Annotated in this window: 15 protein-coding genes; 1 reads left to right on the forward strand and 14 read right to left on the reverse strand. The window is 65.3% G+C overall.

Features of this window, described 5'->3' with window-relative positions; translation table 11 throughout:
- Nucleotides 1-134 precede the first annotated feature (134 nt).
- The 12 genes from OKW45_RS23325 to OKW45_RS23380 form a co-directional block, all read right to left on the reverse strand.
- The gene (locus tag OKW45_RS23325; protein ID WP_429471402.1) at nt 135-1,319 is read right to left on the reverse strand and encodes a cystathionine beta-lyase; all 1,185 of its coding nucleotides are present in this window, start codon (nt 1,317-1,319) and stop codon (nt 135-137) included.
- An 85-nt stretch (nt 1,320-1,404) separates the two neighbouring features.
- Complete coding sequence (locus OKW45_RS23330) at nt 1,405-2,085, reverse strand: hypothetical protein (protein WP_018418110.1); 681 nt, start codon at nt 2,083-2,085, stop codon at nt 1,405-1,407.
- Between the two features lie 63 nt (nt 2,086-2,148).
- Entirely contained in the window at nt 2,149-3,333 is a 1,185-nt protein-coding gene (gene bktB, locus OKW45_RS23335) for a beta-ketothiolase BktB (protein WP_018418111.1), read from the reverse strand.
- A gap of 85 nt (nt 3,334-3,418) precedes the next feature.
- Entirely contained in the window at nt 3,419-4,369 is a 951-nt protein-coding gene (locus OKW45_RS23340) for a sugar kinase (RefSeq protein WP_429471404.1), read from the reverse strand.
- Between the two features lie 3 nt (nt 4,370-4,372).
- Nucleotides 4,373-5,767: a 30S ribosomal protein S12 methylthiotransferase RimO gene (rimO, locus tag OKW45_RS23345; RefSeq protein ID WP_429471405.1), complete on the reverse strand. Its 1,395-nt coding sequence runs from the start codon at nt 5,765-5,767 to the stop codon at nt 4,373-4,375.
- Between the two features lie 80 nt (nt 5,768-5,847).
- Nucleotides 5,848-6,894: a tRNA dihydrouridine synthase gene (locus OKW45_RS23350; RefSeq protein WP_184003459.1), complete on the reverse strand. Its 1,047-nt coding sequence runs from the start codon at nt 6,892-6,894 to the stop codon at nt 5,848-5,850.
- 434 nt (nt 6,895-7,328) lie between these two features.
- Complete coding sequence (gene phaR, locus OKW45_RS23355) at nt 7,329-7,955, reverse strand: polyhydroxyalkanoate synthesis repressor PhaR (RefSeq protein WP_429471408.1); 627 nt, start codon at nt 7,953-7,955, stop codon at nt 7,329-7,331.
- 137 nt (nt 7,956-8,092) lie between these two features.
- Complete coding sequence (locus OKW45_RS23360) at nt 8,093-8,833, reverse strand: 3-ketoacyl-ACP reductase (protein WP_184003457.1); 741 nt, start codon at nt 8,831-8,833, stop codon at nt 8,093-8,095.
- Nucleotides 8,834-9,060: 227 nt separating this feature from the next.
- Nucleotides 9,061-10,242 carry an acetyl-CoA C-acetyltransferase gene (locus tag OKW45_RS23365; RefSeq protein WP_429471410.1) on the reverse strand — a complete coding sequence of 394 codons (1,182 nt, stop codon included), beginning with the start codon at nt 10,240-10,242 and terminating at the stop codon, nt 9,061-9,063.
- A gap of 194 nt (nt 10,243-10,436) precedes the next feature.
- Nucleotides 10,437-12,251 carry a class I poly(R)-hydroxyalkanoic acid synthase gene (phaC, locus tag OKW45_RS23370; RefSeq protein ID WP_018418118.1) on the reverse strand — a complete coding sequence of 605 codons (1,815 nt, stop codon included), beginning with the start codon at nt 12,249-12,251 and terminating at the stop codon, nt 10,437-10,439.
- Between the two features lie 604 nt (nt 12,252-12,855).
- On the reverse strand, nt 12,856-13,719 hold the full coding sequence (pgeF, locus tag OKW45_RS23375; protein WP_429471412.1) for a peptidoglycan editing factor PgeF: 864 nt from the start codon (nt 13,717-13,719) through the stop codon (nt 12,856-12,858).
- Nucleotides 13,716-14,966: an RluA family pseudouridine synthase gene (locus OKW45_RS23380; protein ID WP_429471414.1), complete on the reverse strand. Its 1,251-nt coding sequence runs from the start codon at nt 14,964-14,966 to the stop codon at nt 13,716-13,718. The genes pgeF and OKW45_RS23380 overlap by 4 nt, the downstream gene beginning before the upstream one ends.
- Nucleotides 14,967-15,004: 38 nt before the next feature.
- Between OKW45_RS23380 and OKW45_RS23385 the strand changes: the two genes are divergently transcribed.
- Nucleotides 15,005-15,865 carry an outer membrane protein assembly factor BamD gene (locus OKW45_RS23385; protein WP_429471416.1) on the forward strand — a complete coding sequence of 287 codons (861 nt, stop codon included), beginning with the start codon at nt 15,005-15,007 and terminating at the stop codon, nt 15,863-15,865.
- Between the two features lie 93 nt (nt 15,866-15,958).
- Here the strand turns inward: OKW45_RS23385 and rlmD are convergent, their stop codons facing one another.
- Nucleotides 15,959-17,389: a 23S rRNA (uracil(1939)-C(5))-methyltransferase RlmD gene (gene rlmD, locus OKW45_RS23390; protein ID WP_429471418.1), complete on the reverse strand. Its 1,431-nt coding sequence runs from the start codon at nt 17,387-17,389 to the stop codon at nt 15,959-15,961.
- A gap of 138 nt (nt 17,390-17,527) precedes the next feature.
- Nucleotides 17,528-18,304: a 3'-5' exonuclease gene (locus OKW45_RS23395; RefSeq protein ID WP_026225409.1), complete on the reverse strand. Its 777-nt coding sequence runs from the start codon at nt 18,302-18,304 to the stop codon at nt 17,528-17,530.

Below are 18,304 nucleotides of genomic sequence, written 5' to 3' on the forward strand. Positions count from 1 at the left end.
ATAGCGTCGCGCCGCGGCATCGAACATTCGGCCGAACGGTCGGGTCTGCCTGATATTCAGGGCAACAAAAAAGCCCGCCGGGAGGAGATCCCGGCGGGCTTCTCGAACAACGTGTCGAACAGGGCTAACGCGTGTTAAGCCAGCCTGGCCAGGCTCTGCTCGATATCAGCACGCAGGTCTGCCTCGTCTTCCAGACCGATATAGAAGCGCACCAACGTGCCGCGATGCGGCCACTGCGCCGCAGTGCGCATCGACGCGATGTCGTACGGCATCGCGAGGCTATGCGCGCCGCCCCAGCTCCAGCCGAGCGAAAACAGTTCGAGTGACTCGCAAAACGTGTCGATCTGCGCCGCGCTGTACCGCTCGTCGAACACCACCGAGAACAGTCCGCCCGCGCCGCTGAAATCGCGCTTGTACACTTCGTGCCCCGGACAGTCGGCGAGCGCCGGATGCAACACCGCGACGATTTCCCGCCGGCTCTTCAACCACGTCGCGAGCGACAGCGCCGCGCGATCGTGCTGCGCGAAACGCAACTGCATGCTCGGCAGGCTGCGCAGGATCAGTGAGCAGTCGTCCGAGGACACGCCGATGCCCATGCGCATGCGCGCCGCCTTCAGTTTCACATGCACGTCGCGGTCGACCGTGATCGTCGCGCCCATCAGCACGTCGCCGCCGCCGGACTGGTATTTGGTCAGCGCCTGCACCGAGATGTCGACGCCGTGGTCGAACGGCCGGAACGCGAGGCCCGCGGACCACGTGTTGTCGATCGCGGTGACGACCTTGCGCGCGCGCGCCGCCGCCGTGATGGCCGGTACGTCGGGCACTTCCATCGTCACCGAGCCGGGCGCCTCGATCCAGATCAGGCGCGTGTTCGGCTGGATCAGACTGGCGATGCCCGCGCCGATCAGCGGATCGTAGTAGCGCGCCGTGATACCGAAATCGCGCGCGAGCCAGTCGCCGAGGTCGCGGTTCGGCGAGTACACGTTATCGGGAATCAGCACGTCGTCGCCCGCCTTCACGAGCCCGAAATAGACGTTCGAGATCGACGACAGCCCCGACGGTTGCAGCAGAGCATGATTGCCGCCCTCGATCGCGGCGAGGCGCTGAGCGAGCGCGATCTGCGTCGGCGTCGCATGCAGGCCGTAGCGCCATTGCGCGTCGTTTTTCCAGTCGAGCGCGCGCATCGCGGCGAGGTCGGGAAATACCACCGTCGACGCGCGCGTGACGGGCGTCGAGAACGATTCGAAGCCCGGCGTGATGTGGTCCTCGGCACGCACGATGCGGGTCTGCAAGCCATGTTTGAATTTGGATTCAGTCATGTGAAGCTCGGTGAAAAACATAGTGAAGCGAACCTGAAGCAACGGCGGCACTGCGCCATTCCGGATGCCCGGCGCGCGGTGCGCATCAGTAGCCCGTTTGCAGGTTGCTGACGCCGCCCACTGAGTGCCCCCCGGCAGCGGATGCCGGCGCGGGAGCCGCCGCTGCGCCGTTGGCCGCGGCCGGTTGCGGTGAGGGGGCTGCAGGCCTGGTCGCCGCACCGCCGGCCGAACCGGCCACCGGCACCGCCTGCCCTGCCGCCAGCGGCTTCAGCTTGAATTCCTGCGGGTTCGAATCGTCGACGTTCATGCGGTCGCCTTCGAGCGAGCCGTCCGCCGCGAACTTGCCGACCCAGTTGCCGGTGATATGCGTGCCGTCGTTCGATTCCTCGACTTCGAGCGTATCGCCGTCGCGATCACCGGCGATCAGAATCACCTCGCCGCTATCGGTGTACTGATACTCGCCGTGCACGCCAGATGGATCGTCGGTCTTGGGCCCGAGCCGCAGCACGATCGGCCGCGCGCCGAGCGTGCCCACGTAGCGCGGAAACTTCGCGAACTCGGGGCTCGGTTTCAGCGGCAGCTGGATCGGCGGCGGCGCGGCCAGTGCCTTGACCGCATCGCTTTCCGCCCACGCCTGCGACGGCATCCACAGCACCGTGCCGGCGCACAGCAGTGCGGCAGCGCTCGCCACCACGCCGGCGCGCCGGCGCAAGGCGCGCGTTGCCGTGCGGGTTGCCGAGCCCTTCGTCACTTTCGCTTCCTGCATCCTGTCTATCCTTGTTACTGGTTCCTGCTCGCTACCTATGCCGGACCGGGCTTCCGTGCGCGATCAGAGACGCTCGAAAACCGCCGCGATGCCCTGCCCCCCGCCGATGCACATCGTGACGAGTGCATAACGGCCGCCAATGCGCTGCAGCTCGTAAAGCGCCTTGACGGTGATCAGCGCGCCAGTCGCGCCGATCGGATGGCCGAGCGAAATGCCCGAGCCATTCGGATTGACCTTGGCCGGATCGAAGCCGAGTTCCTTGCTGACCGCACAGGCCTGCGCGGCGAATGCCTCGTTGGCCTCGATCACGTCGAGATCGGCGACCGTCAGACCCGCCCGCTCAAGCGCCTTGCGGCTCGCCGGCACCGGCCCGATGCCCATGTACGCCGGATCGACGCCCGCATGCGCGTACGACACGAGCCGCGCCAACGGCTTCACGCCGCGCCGCTCGGCGACGCTACGCTCCATCAGTACGACGGCCGCGGCCGCGTCGTTGATGCCCGAGGCGTTGCCCGCCGTCACCGTGCCGTTTTCCTTCGCGAACACCGGCTTCAACTTCGCGAAGTCGTCCGCCGTTGCGTTCAGCCTCGCGTGCTCGTCCGTGTCGAACACGACGTCGCCCTTCTTCGACGGAGTCGTGATCGGCAGAATCTGTTCCTTAAAGTAGCCGCTCGTGATCGCGTGGGCCGCGCGGCGGTGCGACTCGAGCGCGAGCGCGTCCTGGGCGTCGCGCGAGATGTCGTACTTGCGCGCGACGTTCTCGGCGGTCACGCCCATGTGGATCGACTGGAAAGGATCGTTGAGCGCGCCGACCATCATGTCGACGAGACGCGCGTCGCCCATGCGCTGTCCGAAGCGCGCGGCCGGCATCGAGTACGGCGCGCGGCTCATGTTTTCCGCGCCACCGCCGATCGCAATGTCGGCGTCGCCGAGCAGCACGCTCTGCGCGGCCGAAACGATGGCCTGCAAGCCCGAGCCGCACAGCCGGTTGACGGTCAGCGCGGGCGTATGCTGCGCGACCCCGCCGTTGATCGCGGCGACGCGCGCGAGATACATGTCCTTCGGCTCGGTGTGCACGACGTTGCCGAACACGACGTGGCCGACTTCGTCGCCCGACACGCTCGCGCGCTCGAGCACTTCGCGCACGACACGCGCGCCGAGGTCGGTCGGCGCGAAATCCTTCAGGCTGCCGCCGAACGTGCCGATTGCCGTGCGCACACCGCTCACCACCACTACGTCCCGTTGCATCGCTTGTCCCTCCTGTTGTCTCTCCAGTCTGCCTGGATGATTGCGCCAGCGCGGGCCATGCTGCGCCGCGCGGCTTACGTGATATCTACCCCGCCAGCAGCCGCTCGACGGTCTCGCGCGACGGAATCGGCGCGACCGCGCCATAACCTTGCGTGGACAGCGCGGCGGCAACATTCGCGTAGCGCGCGGCGGCAAATGGATCATCGCCCGCGACGATGCGCGCGATGAATGCGCCGCCGAAACAGTCGCCGGCGCCGGTTGCATCGACCGCATCGACGACGTGACCCGGCACGACGCGTCGCTCGTTAGGTGTCGCGATATACGAGCCGTCCTTGCCGAGCTTCAGCGCGACCACGCTCGGTCCGTGCGACAGCAGAAAATCGACGATCTCGTCACGGCCGGTCAGCCCCGTCAGTTCGGTCACATCGTCCCAGCTCGGCAGGCAGATGTCGGTCTGGCGGATCGCCTCGAGCATCACCGCGCGCGCCCGCGCGAGCGGCCACAGCTTAAGACGCAGATTGGTGTCGAAGCTCACGCGCGCGCCATTCGCGCGCGCATGCGCGATCGCTTCGAGCGCGGCGTCGCAGGCGCTCACGCTGATCGCGAGACTGATGCCGGACAGATGGACGACCTTCGCCGCCGCGAGCGCGTCGCGCGGCAGATCGGCGGGTGCATAGCGGCTCGCCGCCGAGCCCGCGCGCAGATAGTCGAACGCGTGGCCGTTGGGGCCGTGCGACACGAAGTAGACGCCGGTCGAGGCCCGCGGATCGACGCGCACGAACGACGTGTCGACCTGCTCGCGCTCCCACAGATCGACCAGCAGGCGTCCGAAATGATCGGCGCCGACCGCCGACACGAAACCGGTCCTCGCACCCTGGCGCGCAGCCGCGATGCAGAAGTTCGACGTGTCGCCGCCGAAGCCTTGCAGGTAGTTCGGCTGGTCCTTCGCCGACTGGTTGAATTCGATCATCGCCTCGCCGAGCGCGAGGATGTCCGGTGTTTGAGCTTCAGGCCGTGCGGCCGCGCTGTGCGTCATCGCCTAGACCTCGCCCCACAAATCGTGGCCGTCCGCGCCGGTGATCTTCACCGACACGAAATCGCCAACCTTGTAGCGCTTCGACGCCTTGGCGGACGGCGCGATATAGACGACGCCGTCGATCTCCGGCGCATCCGCCGCGGTGCGGCCGATGCCGCCGTCCGCGTTGATTTCGTCGACGAGCACCTTCAGCGTCTTGCCGACCTTGCGCGCGATGCGCTTGGCCGACACCTGCTCGGCCACTTCCATGAAGCGCGCGCGACGTTCCTCACGCACTTCATCGGGCAGCGCGCCGTCGAGTTCATTCGCGCTCGCGCCTTCGACCGGCGAATACGCGAAACAGCCGACGCGATCGAGCTCCGCCTCGCGGATGAAATCGAGCAGCGTCTCGAACTGCTCTTCGGTCTCGCCCGGAAAGCCGGCGATGAACGTGCTGCGGATCGTCAGATCGGGGCAGCTCTCGCGCCAGGCCTTGACGCGCTCCATCACCTTCTCGGCGTTGGCCGGGCGCTTCATGCGCTTCAGCACTTCGGGATGCGCGTGCTGGAACGGCACGTCGAGATACGGCAGCACGTGGCCCTTGTACGGACCCTCCGCCATCATCGGAATCACTTCGTCGACGCTCGGATACGGATACACGTAATGCAGGCGCACCCACGCGCCGTATTGCGCAGCGAGTTCGCCGAGCGCGGCGACCAGATCCGTCATGCGCGTCTTGATCGGCTTGCCGTTCCAGAAACCGGTGCGGTATTTGACGTCGACGCCATATGCGCTCGTGTCCTGCGAGATCACGAGCAGTTCCTTCACGCCGGACTTGAACAGGTTCTCCGCTTCGAGCATCACTTCGGCGACCGGGCGCGACACCAGATCGCCGCGCATCGACGGGATGATGCAGAACGTGCAGCGGTGATTGCAGCCTTCGGAAATCTTCAGGTACGCGTAGTGGCGCGGCGTGAGCTTGACGCCCGCGGCGGGCACCAGATCGACGAACGGATCGTGCGGCTTCGGCAGATGGCTGTGCACCGCCTGCATCACCTCGCCGAGCGCGTGCGGGCCGGTCACCGCGAGCACCTTCGGATGCACTTCCTCGATCAGCCCCGAGCCACTCGCACTCTTCTTCGCGCCGAGGCAACCGGTGACGATCACCTTGCCGTTTTCATTGAGCGCTTCGCCGATCGCGTCGAGGCTTTCCTGCACGGCTTCGTCGATGAAGCCGCAGGTGTTGACGACCACGAGGTCCGCGCCGTCATAGGTGCCGGAGATTTCGTAGCCTTCGGCGCGCAGCTGGGTGATGATCTGCTCGGAATCGACGAGGGCCTTGGGACAGCCGAGAGAGACGAAGCCGACTTTCGGCGTGGCGCCCGGTACGGCCGGAGCGTTCGAGGGGGTGGAAGACATGGGAACCGCTTGAAGACGTTAAACCGTGAATTGTAGCGGTTCGCCACTGCCACCGCTCGTAAGTCTTTGAATTCTAGTCTTCAAACGGGGATGGGTTCGGCAGGACCGGGTTGATCCAGCTCGCTATTTTCTTCGTCGCTGGAAACGTGCTGACGCGTCGGCGCCGACGCGGCTCCGGCCGCCAGCGCCTGGCCGATTACCGTAAGAATTTCGTCAGAGTCCTGCACTCGCCGGATCGCCGCATGCAGTTCGGCGGCTTGCGGCCAGGTCCGCTGCAGGTAGCTGAGCCACTTCTTGACGCGGCCGTGCTCATGGGTCAGCGTGCCATGCGCCCGCAGCTTGTTCATGTAGCCGACGATCGAACCCAGCACCTGCTGCCATTCGTCGGCAGATGGACACGGGTCGATGAGGCCGCGGATTCGCTGCGCGAGGAACGGATCGGACACGGCGCCGCGCCCGATCATCACGTCCGCGCAGCCGCTGACCGAGCGGCAACGCTGCCAGTCCGCCACCGTCCAGACTTCGCCGTTCGCGATGACGGGCACGTCGACGGCGTCGTCGATGCGCGCGATCCACTCCCAGTGCGCAGGCGGCCGATAGCGGTCGTCGCGCGTGCGCGCATGCACGACGAGCGAGGCCGCGCCGCCGTCCGCGAGCGCCTGCGCGCATTCGATCGCCCGCGACGTGTCGGACACGCCGAGGCGCATTTTTGCCGTCACCGCGATATCGGCAGGCACCGCGGCGCGCACGGCCGAGACGATCTGGTTCAGCAACTTCGGGTTCGCGAGCAGCATCGCGCCGCCGCCGTGCTGATTGACGACTTTGGCGGGACAGCCGAAGTTCAGGTCGATACCGTAGGGCGATAGCATGGCCGCGTACGCGGCATTGCGTGCCATCCACTCGGGATCGCTGCCGAGCAGCTGGATCACCATCGGCGTGCCGCTGGCGGTCACGCTCGCGTGCAGGATTTCGGGCGCCTCGCGCTCGTAGACGCGGGTTGGCAGCAGCGAGCCTGTGATGCGGATGAACTCGGACACGCAGCCGTCGAAAGCGCCCGCGCTCGTCAGCACGTCGCGCAGCACATAGTCCGCAAGCCCTTCCATCGGGGCGAGAAACAGCCGGCTCATGAGCGGTGTGGGTGAACGGCGGGTCAGAGCAGAACGATCCGCGCGGCCTTCGCAACGGAAGACGCTGACGCGATCAGGGAAACGGTCTGAAACATGGGACGGGTCCAGCGGAAGAAAAACCGTAACGGCGCAAGCAGCGATGTGCCGGCAGTGGAGGCAACGGTCATTGAGCCGCAGCCGGAATCCGGTTCCGACGGAAAAGCGTCCCCACGCGCGGGCCGCCATTGTAGCGCGTCGGCGGCTTCGCAATCCCGCCAGCCATGCAGGAGGATCGGCGGCGGAGGCTGAATGTCAACGGTACGCCGACGGCCGGTCGCTGGCCCAGCCGTACTCGAGGCGCGCGATCTCGTTGCGGCAATGAAGGTCGGCTTCGCGTCCACAGGCAACCCCACAGCCCTCGTCGACCGGAGCAGACCTCGCCGCCATTCACTGCTTCACTTCTTCTCCGTCTCCGGATTGTCCTGCGGCGTGGCCGGCGCATTGCTCGCATTGCTCGCATTGTTCGCATTGACCGCGCCGCCCGGCGTAAACGGGAACGTGGCGAACATGGTCTTCGCCTGGTTCTGCATCTGCTCCTGCATCTGCACGAACATGTTCTTCGATTGCTCGATGTAGCTGGTCATCATGCCCTGCATCATCGGCGCCTGCATGTTCATGAACTGCGACCAGACTTCGGGGTTCATCGCCTTGCCTTCATAGAGATTCTTCGACTGGTCGGCAAGCTTCGCCTGAATGTCGATGAAGGCCTGGATGTTCTTTTCCAGATACGTGCCCATCATGCCCTGCATCGCATGACCGTAGAACCGGATGATCTGCGACAGCATCGACGACGAGAACATCGGCAGGCCGCCGCTCTCTTCTTCAAGAATGATCTGCAGCAGGATCGAGCGCGTCAGGTCCTCGTTGCTTTTGGCATCGATCACCTTGAAATCTTCCTGATCGAGCACGAGTTGCTTCACATCAGTCAGCGTGATGTAGGTACTCGTCTCGGTGTCGTAGAGCCGACGATTCGGATATTTCTTGATCAGTCGTTCGGCCGTTTTCTTTGTAGTAGTAGTCATGTAACGCCTTTAAGCTCGAGTTAAGCAAACGCGGAAACGGCGTCCGGGCTGTGCAATGGGATCCATTGCGCAGCCGGGACGCCGGCGAAACCATCTGAGCCGAAGCGCGCCGCCTTCCGGTCCGGCGCGCCGATGGCTCAGCCCATATGCAAGCCGCCGTTCAGCGAAAAATCGGCGCCCGTGGCGAAGCCCGATTCTTCCGACGCAAGCCACGCGACGATCGAGCCGATTTCGCCCGGCTGACCGAGGCGGCGCACCGGAATCGTCGCGACGATTTTTTCCAGCACGTCCGGGCGGATCGCCTTGACCATGTCGGTGCCGATGTAGCCCGGCGACACGGTATTGACCGTCACGCCCTTGGTCGCGACTTCCTGCGCGAGTGACATCGTAAAGCCGTGAATGCCGGCCTTCGCGGTCGAATAATTGGTCTGGCCGAACTGGCCCTTCTGGCCGTTCACCGACGAAATGTTGATCACCCGGCCAAAGCCACGCTCGACCATGCCGTCGATCACCTGCTTGGTGACGTTGAACAGGCTGGTCAGATTCGTGTCGATCACCGCCGTCCAGTCTTCGTGCGTCATCTTGCGGAACACGACGTCGCGCGTGATGCCGGCATTGTTGACCAGCACGTCGATCTCGCCGACTTCGGCCTTGACCTTGTCGAATGCGTCCTTGGTCGATTGCCAGTCACCGACGTTACCCTCGGAGGCGACGAAGTCGTAGCCGAGTACCTTCTGCTCGTCGAGCCACTTCGCACGGCGCGGCGAATTCGGGCCGCAGCCGGCGATCACCCTGAAGCCTTCCTTGTGCAGACGCTGGCAGATGCTGGTGCCGATGCCGCCCATGCCGCCCGTTACGTACGCAATTCGCTGTGTCATAAACCACACTCCGTTATCGTTGTCGAGGCGCCTGCCGGCGGCCTCGTGCCTCGCCTGATGCTGGTTCGCGTTGCCGCCGGGCGACCGTCTGGCAATGCGCACTGCCGACACGAGTCACCTGTTGCAACGCGCCGCACCGCCAGTTGGCGTGCGGCGCGGCCAGATGCCTGTGCTGGCGAAGACCGCGCGCGACCGGTCGCGAATGCGCGCGGCGTACCCAGCGTACTTTAAACGCGCTCGACCGCCAGCGCGACACCCATGCCGCCGCCGATACACAGTGACGCCAGACCCTTCTTCGCATCGCGCTTCTGCATTTCGTGCAGCAGCGTGACGAGAATCCGGCAACCGGACGCGCCGATCGGGTGGCCGATCGCAATCGCGCCGCCGTTCACGTTGATCTTCGACGTGTCCCAGCCCATCTGCTTGTGCACGGCGAGCGCCTGCGCGGCGAACGCTTCGTTGATTTCCATCAGGTCGAGGTCGGCCGGCGTCCAGCCCGCGCGCTCGAGGCAACGGCGCGAAGCCGGTACCGGGCCCATACCCATCACCTTTGGATCGACACCCGCGTTCGCGTATGCCTTGATGCGCGCGAGCGGCGTGAGGCCGAGCGCTTCCGCTTTTTTCAGCGACATCACGAGCACCGCCGCTGCGCCGTCGTTCAGACCCGATGCGTTGGCCGCCGTGACCGTGCCTTCCTTCGAGAACGCCGGCTTCAGGCTCGCGAGCGATTCGGCCGTCACGCCATGACGCACGAATTCGTCGGTGGCGAAGCGCAGCGGCTCGCCCTTGCGCTGCGGAATCTCGACCGGCACGATTTCGTCGTTGAAGCGCCCCGCCTTCTGCGCGGCTTCGGCCTTGTTCTGCGACAGCGCCGCGAACGCGTCCTGCTGCTCGCGCGTGATGCCGTGTTCTTTCGCGACGTTCTCAGCCGTCACGCCCATGTGGTACTGGTTGTAGACGTCCCACAGGCCGTCGACGATCATCGAGTCGATCAGCTTCGCGTCGCCCATGCGGAAACCGTCGCGCGAACCCGGCAGCACGTGCGGCGCGGCGCTCATGTTTTCCTGGCCGCCTGCCACGACGATGTCCGCGTCACCGGCGATGATCGCGTTGGCCGCGAGCATCACGGCCTTCAGACCTGAGCCGCAGACCTTGTTGATCGTCATGCCCGGCACGGCCGACGGCAAACCCGCCTTGATCAGCGCCTGACGCGCGGGGTTCTGACCGGAGCCCGCCGTCAGCACCTGGCCCAGAATAACTTCGCTCACCTGTTCCGGCTTCACGCCTGCCCGTTCGAGCACGGCGCGCACCGCGAGCGCGCCGAGTTCAGGCGCGGCAATCTTCGCCAGCGACCCACCAAACTTGCCCACTGCAGTACGAGCGGCCGATACGATCACAACATCAGTCATTTCAATATCCTCCGGGCATCCCGGCCAACCGCGCCGCAGCCCGTTACGTTAAAAATTGCGTTGCAACTTGCGTTGCTCTCACGCCTTCATCAACCAGACGCTCATTCACCTGCCAAACACCTATGCACCGGCCGACTGCGCACTATGCCGACGTCGACAGCAATGTCGTAAGCGCATCGAGCCTGTGCGTGAACCTACTCCCGTTGCCGCACGTAGCGGCCCGGCGCCGGCTCAATGACCGGGAATTCGTCGGAGCCCAAATTGGCGCGCGCCTTCACTTTCTTGCCGCCGTACTGATCGAGCCAGTCGGTCCATTCCGGCCACCAGCTGCCGGGCACTTCGGTCGCCGCGTCGAACCAGTCGTCCGCGCTTTCGGGCAGCGTCTTCGCGTCGGTATCGAGCTTCCAGAAGCTGCGCTTCTTCTTCGCGGGCGGATTGATCACGCCGGCGATATGGCCCGAGGCGCCGAGCACGAACTTCAGCGGCCCGGTGAGCAGAGGCGCCGACGCATACGCGGTTTGCCACGGCACGATATGGTCTTCGCGTGATCCGTAAATGAAGGTCGGCACGTCGATCTTCGACAGATCGATCGGCTCGCCGCAGGTGGTCAGCGCACCGGGCTCGCGCAGCTTGTTCTCGAGATACGTGTTGCGCAGATACCAGACGTACATCGGCCCGGGCAGACTGGTCGAGTCGCTGTTCCAGTACAGCAGGTCGAACGGTACCGGCGTGCGGCCCTTCAGGTAACTGTCGACGACGTAGTTCCAGACGAGGTCGTTCGGGCGCAGGAACGAGAACGTGTTCGCGAACTCGACGCCGCGCATCAGTCCCGGCGGCGCGCCGTTCTTGCCGCCGATGCTCTGCTCGCGCATCTGCACGTGCGCCTCGTCGACGAACACGTCGAGCACACCCGTGTCGGAGAAGTCGAGCATCGCGGTGAGCAGTGTCATCGACGCGGCCGGATGTTCGCCGCGCGCCGCGGCCACCGCGAGCGCGGTGGCGAGCATCGTGCCGCCGACGCAAAAGCCGAGCGTATTGATCTGCTCGCGGCCGCTGATCTTGCGCACGGTGTCGATCGAGGTGAGCACACCCTCGCCGATGTAGTCGTCCCAGGTCTTGTGCGCAATGGACTGATCCGCGTTGCGCCACGAAATCAGGAACACCTGATGGCCCGAATCAAGCCCGTGCGCGACGAGCGAGTTTTCGGGCTGCAGGTCGAGAATGTAGTACTTGTTGATGCACGGCGGCACGATCAGGAGCGGCCGCTCGCGCACCGTCGCCGTGCGCGGCTTGTACTGGATCAGCTGCAGCAGATCGTTCTCGAACACGACCGAGCCTTCGGTGTTCGCGAGGTTCTCGCCGACCGCGAAACGCGATTCGTCGGTTTGGGAAATCTTGCCGCGCTGCATGTCGGCGAGCAGGTTCATCACGCCCTGGCGCAAGCTCTCGCCTTTGCTGTCGAGCAGCGTTTTCTGCGCTTCGGGATTCAGCGCGAAGAAGTTGCTCGGCGAGGCCGCCGCGGTCCACTGCTGGACCGCGAAGCGAATGCGCTCACGGGTTTTCGGCTGGGTGTCGAGCGCGTCGACCAGCTGCTGCAGATAGCGCGCGTTCAGCAGATACCACGCGGCGGTGAACGCGTAGGCCGGCGCCGCGCTCCAGGCGTCCGCGCTAAAGCGCCGGTCCTTGAGCTCGGGCGCCTTGATCGCCGACGTGGTGGCCTGCTGGATCAGCTCCATCGCCTCGCGCGAATAGTCGGTCTGCAGCTTCTGCAAACGCTCGGGCGGAATCGCGGCGGTGGGAATGCTCAGCCCCGGCAACGACGGCAACGCACCGGCGGCCAGCTTGCTGAAGTCGGGCATGCCGGGAAACGCCGGTATTTGCGGGAAGCCCGCCGTTATCTGCGCGAAGTCCGGTATCTGCGGCATTGTGGGCATCTGAAATGACGGGCCATTGGGCTGCGCGCCGAACGAACGCCAGGCGTTCATCCAGGCGTCGAGAAATTGCTGCATGCCTGCGGCTGACGATGCGCCGCTCGTACCGGCCTGCTGCGTCTGCTCCTTCGAGGAGTCGGTGCTGGGGGAAGCTGGGGAATGAGATGCTGCCATACCTGCTTTTGACCGGTAAGTCCTTGCGGACGGGTTGAGAGGCAGCTCCGTGCGCACGTGGCGATTGCTCGCGACTTCGTCACGCCCTGTCCCATGAACGACGAGGAGCTTGGGAGGAACATTCTTGCTCCCCATCACAAGGCATGTCAATGCTTGTTCCCGATTTTGCCGCAGTGCGATAGTTTTTTAATTATCGTTTTCCCTGTATGGCAAATCGCGCGTTAACGAATCAAATGATGCTTGCCGGGTAAATCAAAAAAACTCCTACGGCGCATGGCATTTAAGCATATTTATTCGTTCGATCGCCCACACAGCCGGCGGGCGATTCGCGCTATCGGCGGGCCTTCCGGCAGCGCAACAAAAGATGCGTATGAAGGCCGGCCAACGGGCCCTCAGCGACGGGCCGGCAGTGGGATTCGCGATTAACGAACCGATGCGCATTCACGCGAAATAAAACAACCGTTCGATTTTAAAAGTATGACAAGATGCGCCCGCGCACCATTCCGAATTAATCGGCAATTGATTGCGCCTGCTCGTCGATCCAGATCAACGCGGCCATGCGTCCGGTCTCGCGATCACGGCGATACGAATAAAAACGCTCGCGCAACGTGACCGTGCACAGATCGCCGCCGCTGATGCGCGTAAGGCCGAGCCGCTGCAGGCGCAGGCGCGCCAGCGCCGGCAGATCGGCGAGATATTTGCCGGCATTCCCGGGATGCGCGACGAACGCCTTCGCGGTCGCGTCGAGTTGTGCATCGTCGGCAACGGTCATGAAGGCGTCACGCACGTCTGCGCCGACTTCGAATGCTGTGGGCCCGATCGACGGTCCGAGGTACGCATGCAGCTCGCTCGCGCGCACATCCGCCAGCGCCGCGACCCGCGCGGCGGTCTGCTCAACGACGCCCGCCGCGAGTCCGCGCCACCCGGCATGCGCGGCGCCGACCGCGCGCCCCGCTTCGTCGCACAACAGCACCGGCATGCAATCGGCGACCATGACGACGCACGCGATGCCCGCGCGATCGGTGACGCTCGCGTCGGCGCGCGCCGGCGCACCATGCTCGCGCGCGTGCGCAATCGCATCCTCGGCGCGGACGACGCCGGCGCCATGGATCTGCTCGAGCCACGCGGCCTCGCGAACACCGGTAAGCGCGACGAGCCGTGCGCGATTGCCCGCGACCGCGGCGGGATCGTCGCCGGTCTTCATGCCCATATTCAGCCCGCCGGGCTGGGCGGCGCCGTCGCGCCAGCGGCCGAACGGCGCGTCGCTGACGCCGCCGTCGCGGGTGGTCACGAGCGCGCGCACGCGCGGCGACACGTTCCATGCGGGTTGCACGACGTCGGCAAAAGCCAGCTCCGGCAGATTGGTGCTCATGCGTGATCGTCCTCGTCGTGGTCGCTGTGTTCATCGTACGCGCCGTCGTCGAACGACGCATCGTAGTCCTCATCCTCGCCATACGCATCGTCGAACTCGCCCGCGTCGTCGCGACCCAGACCGAGCGCGGCCGACAACGCCTCGATGTCGGCCGGCACGTCGGCGCGCCACTGCATCGAGCGGCCGGTCTTCGGATGAATCAGGCCGAGCCGCCACGCGTGCAGCGCCTGGCGCGCGAAGCCGTCTGGCAGCGGCGTGACCGAGCGCTTGCCGCGCGCGCGTCCGTACACGGGATCGCCGAGCAACGGATGACCGATGTGCGCGCAATGCACGCGAATCTGATGCGTGCGCCCCGTCTCCAGATCGCAATGAATCGCCGTGACCGGCTGCCGCTGCCAGATCGCCGAGGACACGCGCCGGAAATGCGTGCGCGCCGGCTTGCCGGCCGCGCCCGTCACCACGGCCATGCGCGTGCGCTCGCGCGGATCGCGGCCGATCGGCGCGTCGATCGTGCCTTCGTCGGGCAGGTTGCCCCACACGAGCGCGAGGTAGCGGCGCTTGACCGTGCGAGCCTGCAACTGGCGCACGAGGTCGGTCTGCGCCTCGAGCGTGCGCGCGACCACCATCAGCCCCGAGGTCTCCTTGTCGAGCCGATGCACGACGCCCGCGCGCGGCAGACCCGCCGCGGACTCGCCGTAGCGGTAGAGCAGCCCGTTCAGCACGGTGCCGCTCCAGTTGCCAGCCGCCGGATGCACGACCATGCCGGCCGGCTTGTTGATGACGACGAGCGTGTCGTCCTCGTAGACGATGTCGAGCGGCACCGGCTCGGGCGTGAAGGCGAGCTGTTCGGGCAGCAGATCGGGCACGAGTTCGATCGTCGCGCCAAGCGGCACCGGCTGGCGGATCTTCGCCGCCTTGCCGTCGACGCGCACCCGCTGCGCCTCGATCCAGCTTTGCAGACGGCTGCGCGAGAACTCCGGGAATACTTTGGCCAGCACCTTGTCGAGGCGCTCGCCCGCCAGTTCGTCGGGTACCACGACGCTGCGCGGCGCTTCGTCGGCCGCGCGCACGGGCACGGGTGCCGCCGTGGCCGCAGAGCCTTGCGGGCTGCTTGCGGCGAGCGCGTCGCCGGAGAAATCGTCGTCGACGGAATCGGCGCCCAACGCGTCGGCCGGGTCGGCGCTTACGCTATAATCTTCGTTGCTATTCCCGGCGCCTGCGGCGCCTGGAGTATTTGAGCGGGTCATTGAATCTGGGTCACCTGGACGTAAAGCTAGACTGGAAAATGCGAGCCTTGAACACCATCACTGAAGCGTCGATCAATTTGGCGGCCATCAAGAAGGCGGCCCGGAAAGTGGCCGGATACATTGCGTGCGCCGCGGCCGTCGTCGCTGTTGCGGCTTGCCACGGCCTGCCGGAGAAGACCGACGAAACGGCAGCGTGGAACAACAACAAATTATATACGGAGGCGAACGACGCCCTGACCGGTGGCGACTGGGGCAAGTGCGCGAAGTATTTCGAGCTGCTCGAGGGCCGCGACCCGTTCGGCCACTTCGCCCAGCAGGCGCAGATCAACGTCGCGTACTGCAACTGGAAAGACAACGAAAACGCCGCCGCCGACCAGGCCATCGACCGCTTCATCCAGCTGCACCCGGATCATCCGGACATCGCCTACGCGTATTACCTGAAGGGCATGATCCACTTCAACGACGACCTCGGTCTGTTCGGCCGCTTCTCGGGCCAGGATATGAGCGAGCGCGATCCGAAGTCGCTGCGCGAGTCGTATGACGCGTTCAAGGTCGTGGTGGACCGCTTCCCGAACAGCAAGTATGCGCCGGACGCCGCCCAGCGCATGCGCTACATCGTGAATGCGCTCGCATCGCACGAAGTCCACGCCGCGGACTACTACTATCGCCGCGGCGCCTATGTCGCCGCGATCAATCGTGCGCAGCTCGCATTGCGCGAGTACAAGAACACGCCGGCCATCGAAGACGCGCTGCACATCATGATCCTGTCGTACGAGAAGCTGAACAACCAGCAACTCGCCGACGACACTCGTCGCGTGCTGGCCGGCACCTTCCCCGACAGCCCGTACGTGACCGGCCGCGCGCGGCCCGGCACGGCGAAGTCGTGGTGGCAGTTCTGACGCCTCACGCGCCGACGGCACACTGACCTTCGTCTGAAAACGAAAACGCCACGACCTCGGTCGTGGCGTTTTCGTTTATGCGCGCCGCGAGACTCAATCGCGCTCGAACAGCGCAATCGATTCCACGTGCGACGTATGCGGGAACATATTGACGACGCCCGCGCCCACCAGCCGATAACCGGCCTCATGCACGAGCAGCCCGGCATCGCGCGCGAGCGTGGCCGGCGCGCACGACACATAGACGATGCGCTTCGGCAGCGGCCCGTTGCCGCTCTGCGCAATCTCCGCGAGCGCCTTCGCGATCGCGAGCGCGCCTTCGCGCGGCGGATCGACGAGGAACTTGTCGAACTGGCCGAGCGCGCGCAAGTCGTCGGCGGTGACCTCGAACAGGTTGCGGCACGCGAACGACGTGTGCCCGGCGACACCATTCAGCTCCGCATTCGCGAGCGCGCGCTGGGTCAGCACTTCGCTACCCTCGATGCCGACCACTTCCCGCGAGATTCGCGCGAGCGGCAACGTGAAGTTGCCGATCCCGCAGAACAGGTCGAGCACGCGGTCGGTGCGTGCCGGCGCCAGCAGGCGCAGCGCGCGGCTCACCAGCACGCGGTTGATCGCGTGATTGACCTGGGTGAAATCAGTTGGCTTGAACGGCATACGGATGCCGTATTCGGGCAGCGTGTAGTCGAGCTGCACGTCGAGAGGATAAAGCGGCGTGACCGTGTCGGGACCGCCCGGCTGGATCCAGAACTGCACCTTGTGCTCGTCCGCGAACTCGCGCAGCACCTGCTCGTCCCCGGCCGTCAGCGGTTCGAGGTTGCGCACGACGAGCGCCGTGACCGACGAGCCGACCGCGAGCTCGAGCTGCGGCATGCGGTCGTAGATAGACAGCTTGCGGACCATGAAACGCAGCGGCATCAGCATCGCCGATACATGCGGCGGCAGCACCTCGCAGGTCTTCATGTCGGCGATATAGCTGCTCTTTTTCTCGTGAAAGCCGATGCGCATGCCGCCGCGCTCCGGCAGGTAGCGCACCGCGAGCCGCGCACGATAGCGATAACCCCAGGACGGTCCGTCAATCGGCCGGAACACCGTTTCGGGGCGCAGCTTCGCCAGATGCTGCAGGTTGTCCTCGAGCACGCGCTGCTTGACCGCCACCTGCGCGCGCATGTCGAGATGCTGCATCGAGCAGCCGCCGCAGATATTGAAGTACGCGCATTTCGGCGTCGTGCGGATCACGCTTTCGCGGAATACCTGGACGACTTCGGCCTGCTCGAATTTCGGCTTGCTGCGATGCGTCGAATAACTGACGAGTTCACCCGGCAGCGCACCTTCGACGAACACGACCTTGCCTGGCGTGCCGTCTTCGCTCGTGGTGCGGCCTACGCCGCGCGCTTCCATATCGAGCGAAACGATTTCGATGAGCGGTTCGTTGCCGGTAATGACGGGCGCCGGCGCCGGGGCGTGCGCTCTGGCATGCTTCGATGAGCGCCGCGGCGAGCGACGTTGGGGGGCAGTTCGGGACACCTGCGGACTTCCTGACAAACAATGGGGGAAAGGCGAGATTGTAGACGAAGCGCCGGACCTGCCTGCGATGCGGTGCGGACCACACGCGGATCGCGGCCCGGATTGCGGCTCCCCGGCGGAGGCTCTGCTCGCGTGCGCTTACTGCTCGAACGCCGCCAGATACTCGGCCCACTGCGGCGCGCTTTCCAGCGCGAGCGCGTTCTTCACGAGGTTGATCTCGTCAGCATACTCCGACGGCGAAAAGCCACCGCGCATCAGTTGGAAGCGGCAATACAGCAGGTACGTATTGACGACGTCGGTCTCGCAGTAATTGCGGATTTCCTCGATGCGCCCTTGCTGGAACGCCTGCCACACCTGACTGCCGTCCATGCCCATCTTGCCCGGAAAGCCGCACATCTTCGCGAGCGCGTCGAGCGGCGCGTTCGCGCGCGCCTGGTACATCGCGAGCACGTCCATCAGATCGGTGTGTCGCGCGTGGTAGCGGCTGATGTAGTTGTTCCACTTGAAGTCGCGGTCGTCCTCGCCGAGATCCCAGAACCGGTAGGCGGGGATGCCGTTGACGAGCGCGCGGTAGTTGAGCACCGGCAGATCGAAACCGCCGCCGTTCCACGACACGAGTTGCGGCGTGTACTTTTCGATCACGCGATAGAACGACTGCACGAGCGTCGCCTCGCTGTCATCGGGCGTACCGAGCGAGCGCACGCGAAAACCGTTGTTGTCACGGAACACGCAGGAAATTGCCGCGACCCGCTGGAGGTGATGCGGCAGAAAATCGCTGCCAGTTTTTTCGCGGCGTGCGGCGAACGCGTGCCCGGCGACGTCGGCGTCGCTCATCGACGCAGGCAAATCTTCAAGCCGGCGGATGCCGGCGACATCGGGAATCGTCTCGATGTCGAAAACAAGAATCGGTGTCAT

Source organism: Paraburkholderia lebeckiae (genome assembly GCF_050436225.1).
GTDB classification, from domain to species: Bacteria; Pseudomonadota; Gammaproteobacteria; order Burkholderiales; family Burkholderiaceae; genus Paraburkholderia; species Paraburkholderia tuberum.

What these genes read in the sequence shown, in the direction of transcription:
- phaC (WP_018418118.1), bottom strand. Translation starts at nt 12,251, where the DNA reads ATGCAGCAATTTCTCGACGCCTGGATGAACGCCTGGCGTTCGTTCGGC.
- phaR (WP_429471408.1), bottom strand. Translation starts at nt 7,955, where the DNA reads ATGACTACTACTACAAAGAAAACGGCCGAACGACTGATCAAGAAATAT.
- OKW45_RS23360 (WP_184003457.1), bottom strand. Translation starts at nt 8,833, where the DNA reads ATGACACAGCGAATTGCGTACGTAACGGGCGGCATGGGCGGCATCGGC.
- OKW45_RS23340 (WP_429471404.1), bottom strand. Translation starts at nt 4,369, where the DNA reads ATGACGCACAGCGCGGCCGCACGGCCTGAAGCTCAAACACCGGACATC.
- OKW45_RS23325 (WP_429471402.1), bottom strand. Translation starts at nt 1,319, where the DNA reads ATGACTGAATCCAAATTCAAACATGGCTTGCAGACCCGCATCGTGCGT.
- OKW45_RS23385 (WP_429471416.1), top strand. Translation starts at nt 15,005, where the DNA reads ATGCGAGCCTTGAACACCATCACTGAAGCGTCGATCAATTTGGCGGCC.
- OKW45_RS23395 (WP_026225409.1), bottom strand. Translation starts at nt 18,304, where the DNA reads ATGACACCGATTCTTGTTTTCGACATCGAGACGATTCCCGATGTCGCC.
- OKW45_RS23330 (WP_018418110.1), bottom strand. Translation starts at nt 2,085, where the DNA reads ATGCAGGAAGCGAAAGTGACGAAGGGCTCGGCAACCCGCACGGCAACG.
- OKW45_RS23350 (WP_184003459.1), bottom strand. Translation starts at nt 6,894, where the DNA reads ATGAGCCGGCTGTTTCTCGCCCCGATGGAAGGGCTTGCGGACTATGTG.
- bktB (WP_018418111.1), bottom strand. Translation starts at nt 3,333, where the DNA reads ATGCAACGGGACGTAGTGGTGGTGAGCGGTGTGCGCACGGCAATCGGC.
- OKW45_RS23380 (WP_429471414.1), bottom strand. Translation starts at nt 14,966, where the DNA reads ATGACCCGCTCAAATACTCCAGGCGCCGCAGGCGCCGGGAATAGCAAC.
- rimO (WP_429471405.1), bottom strand. Translation starts at nt 5,767, where the DNA reads ATGTCTTCCACCCCCTCGAACGCTCCGGCCGTACCGGGCGCCACGCCG.
- pgeF (WP_429471412.1), bottom strand. Translation starts at nt 13,719, where the DNA reads ATGAGCACCAATCTGCCGGAGCTGGCTTTTGCCGACGTCGTGCAACCC.
- OKW45_RS23365 (WP_429471410.1), bottom strand. Translation starts at nt 10,242, where the DNA reads ATGACTGATGTTGTGATCGTATCGGCCGCTCGTACTGCAGTGGGCAAG.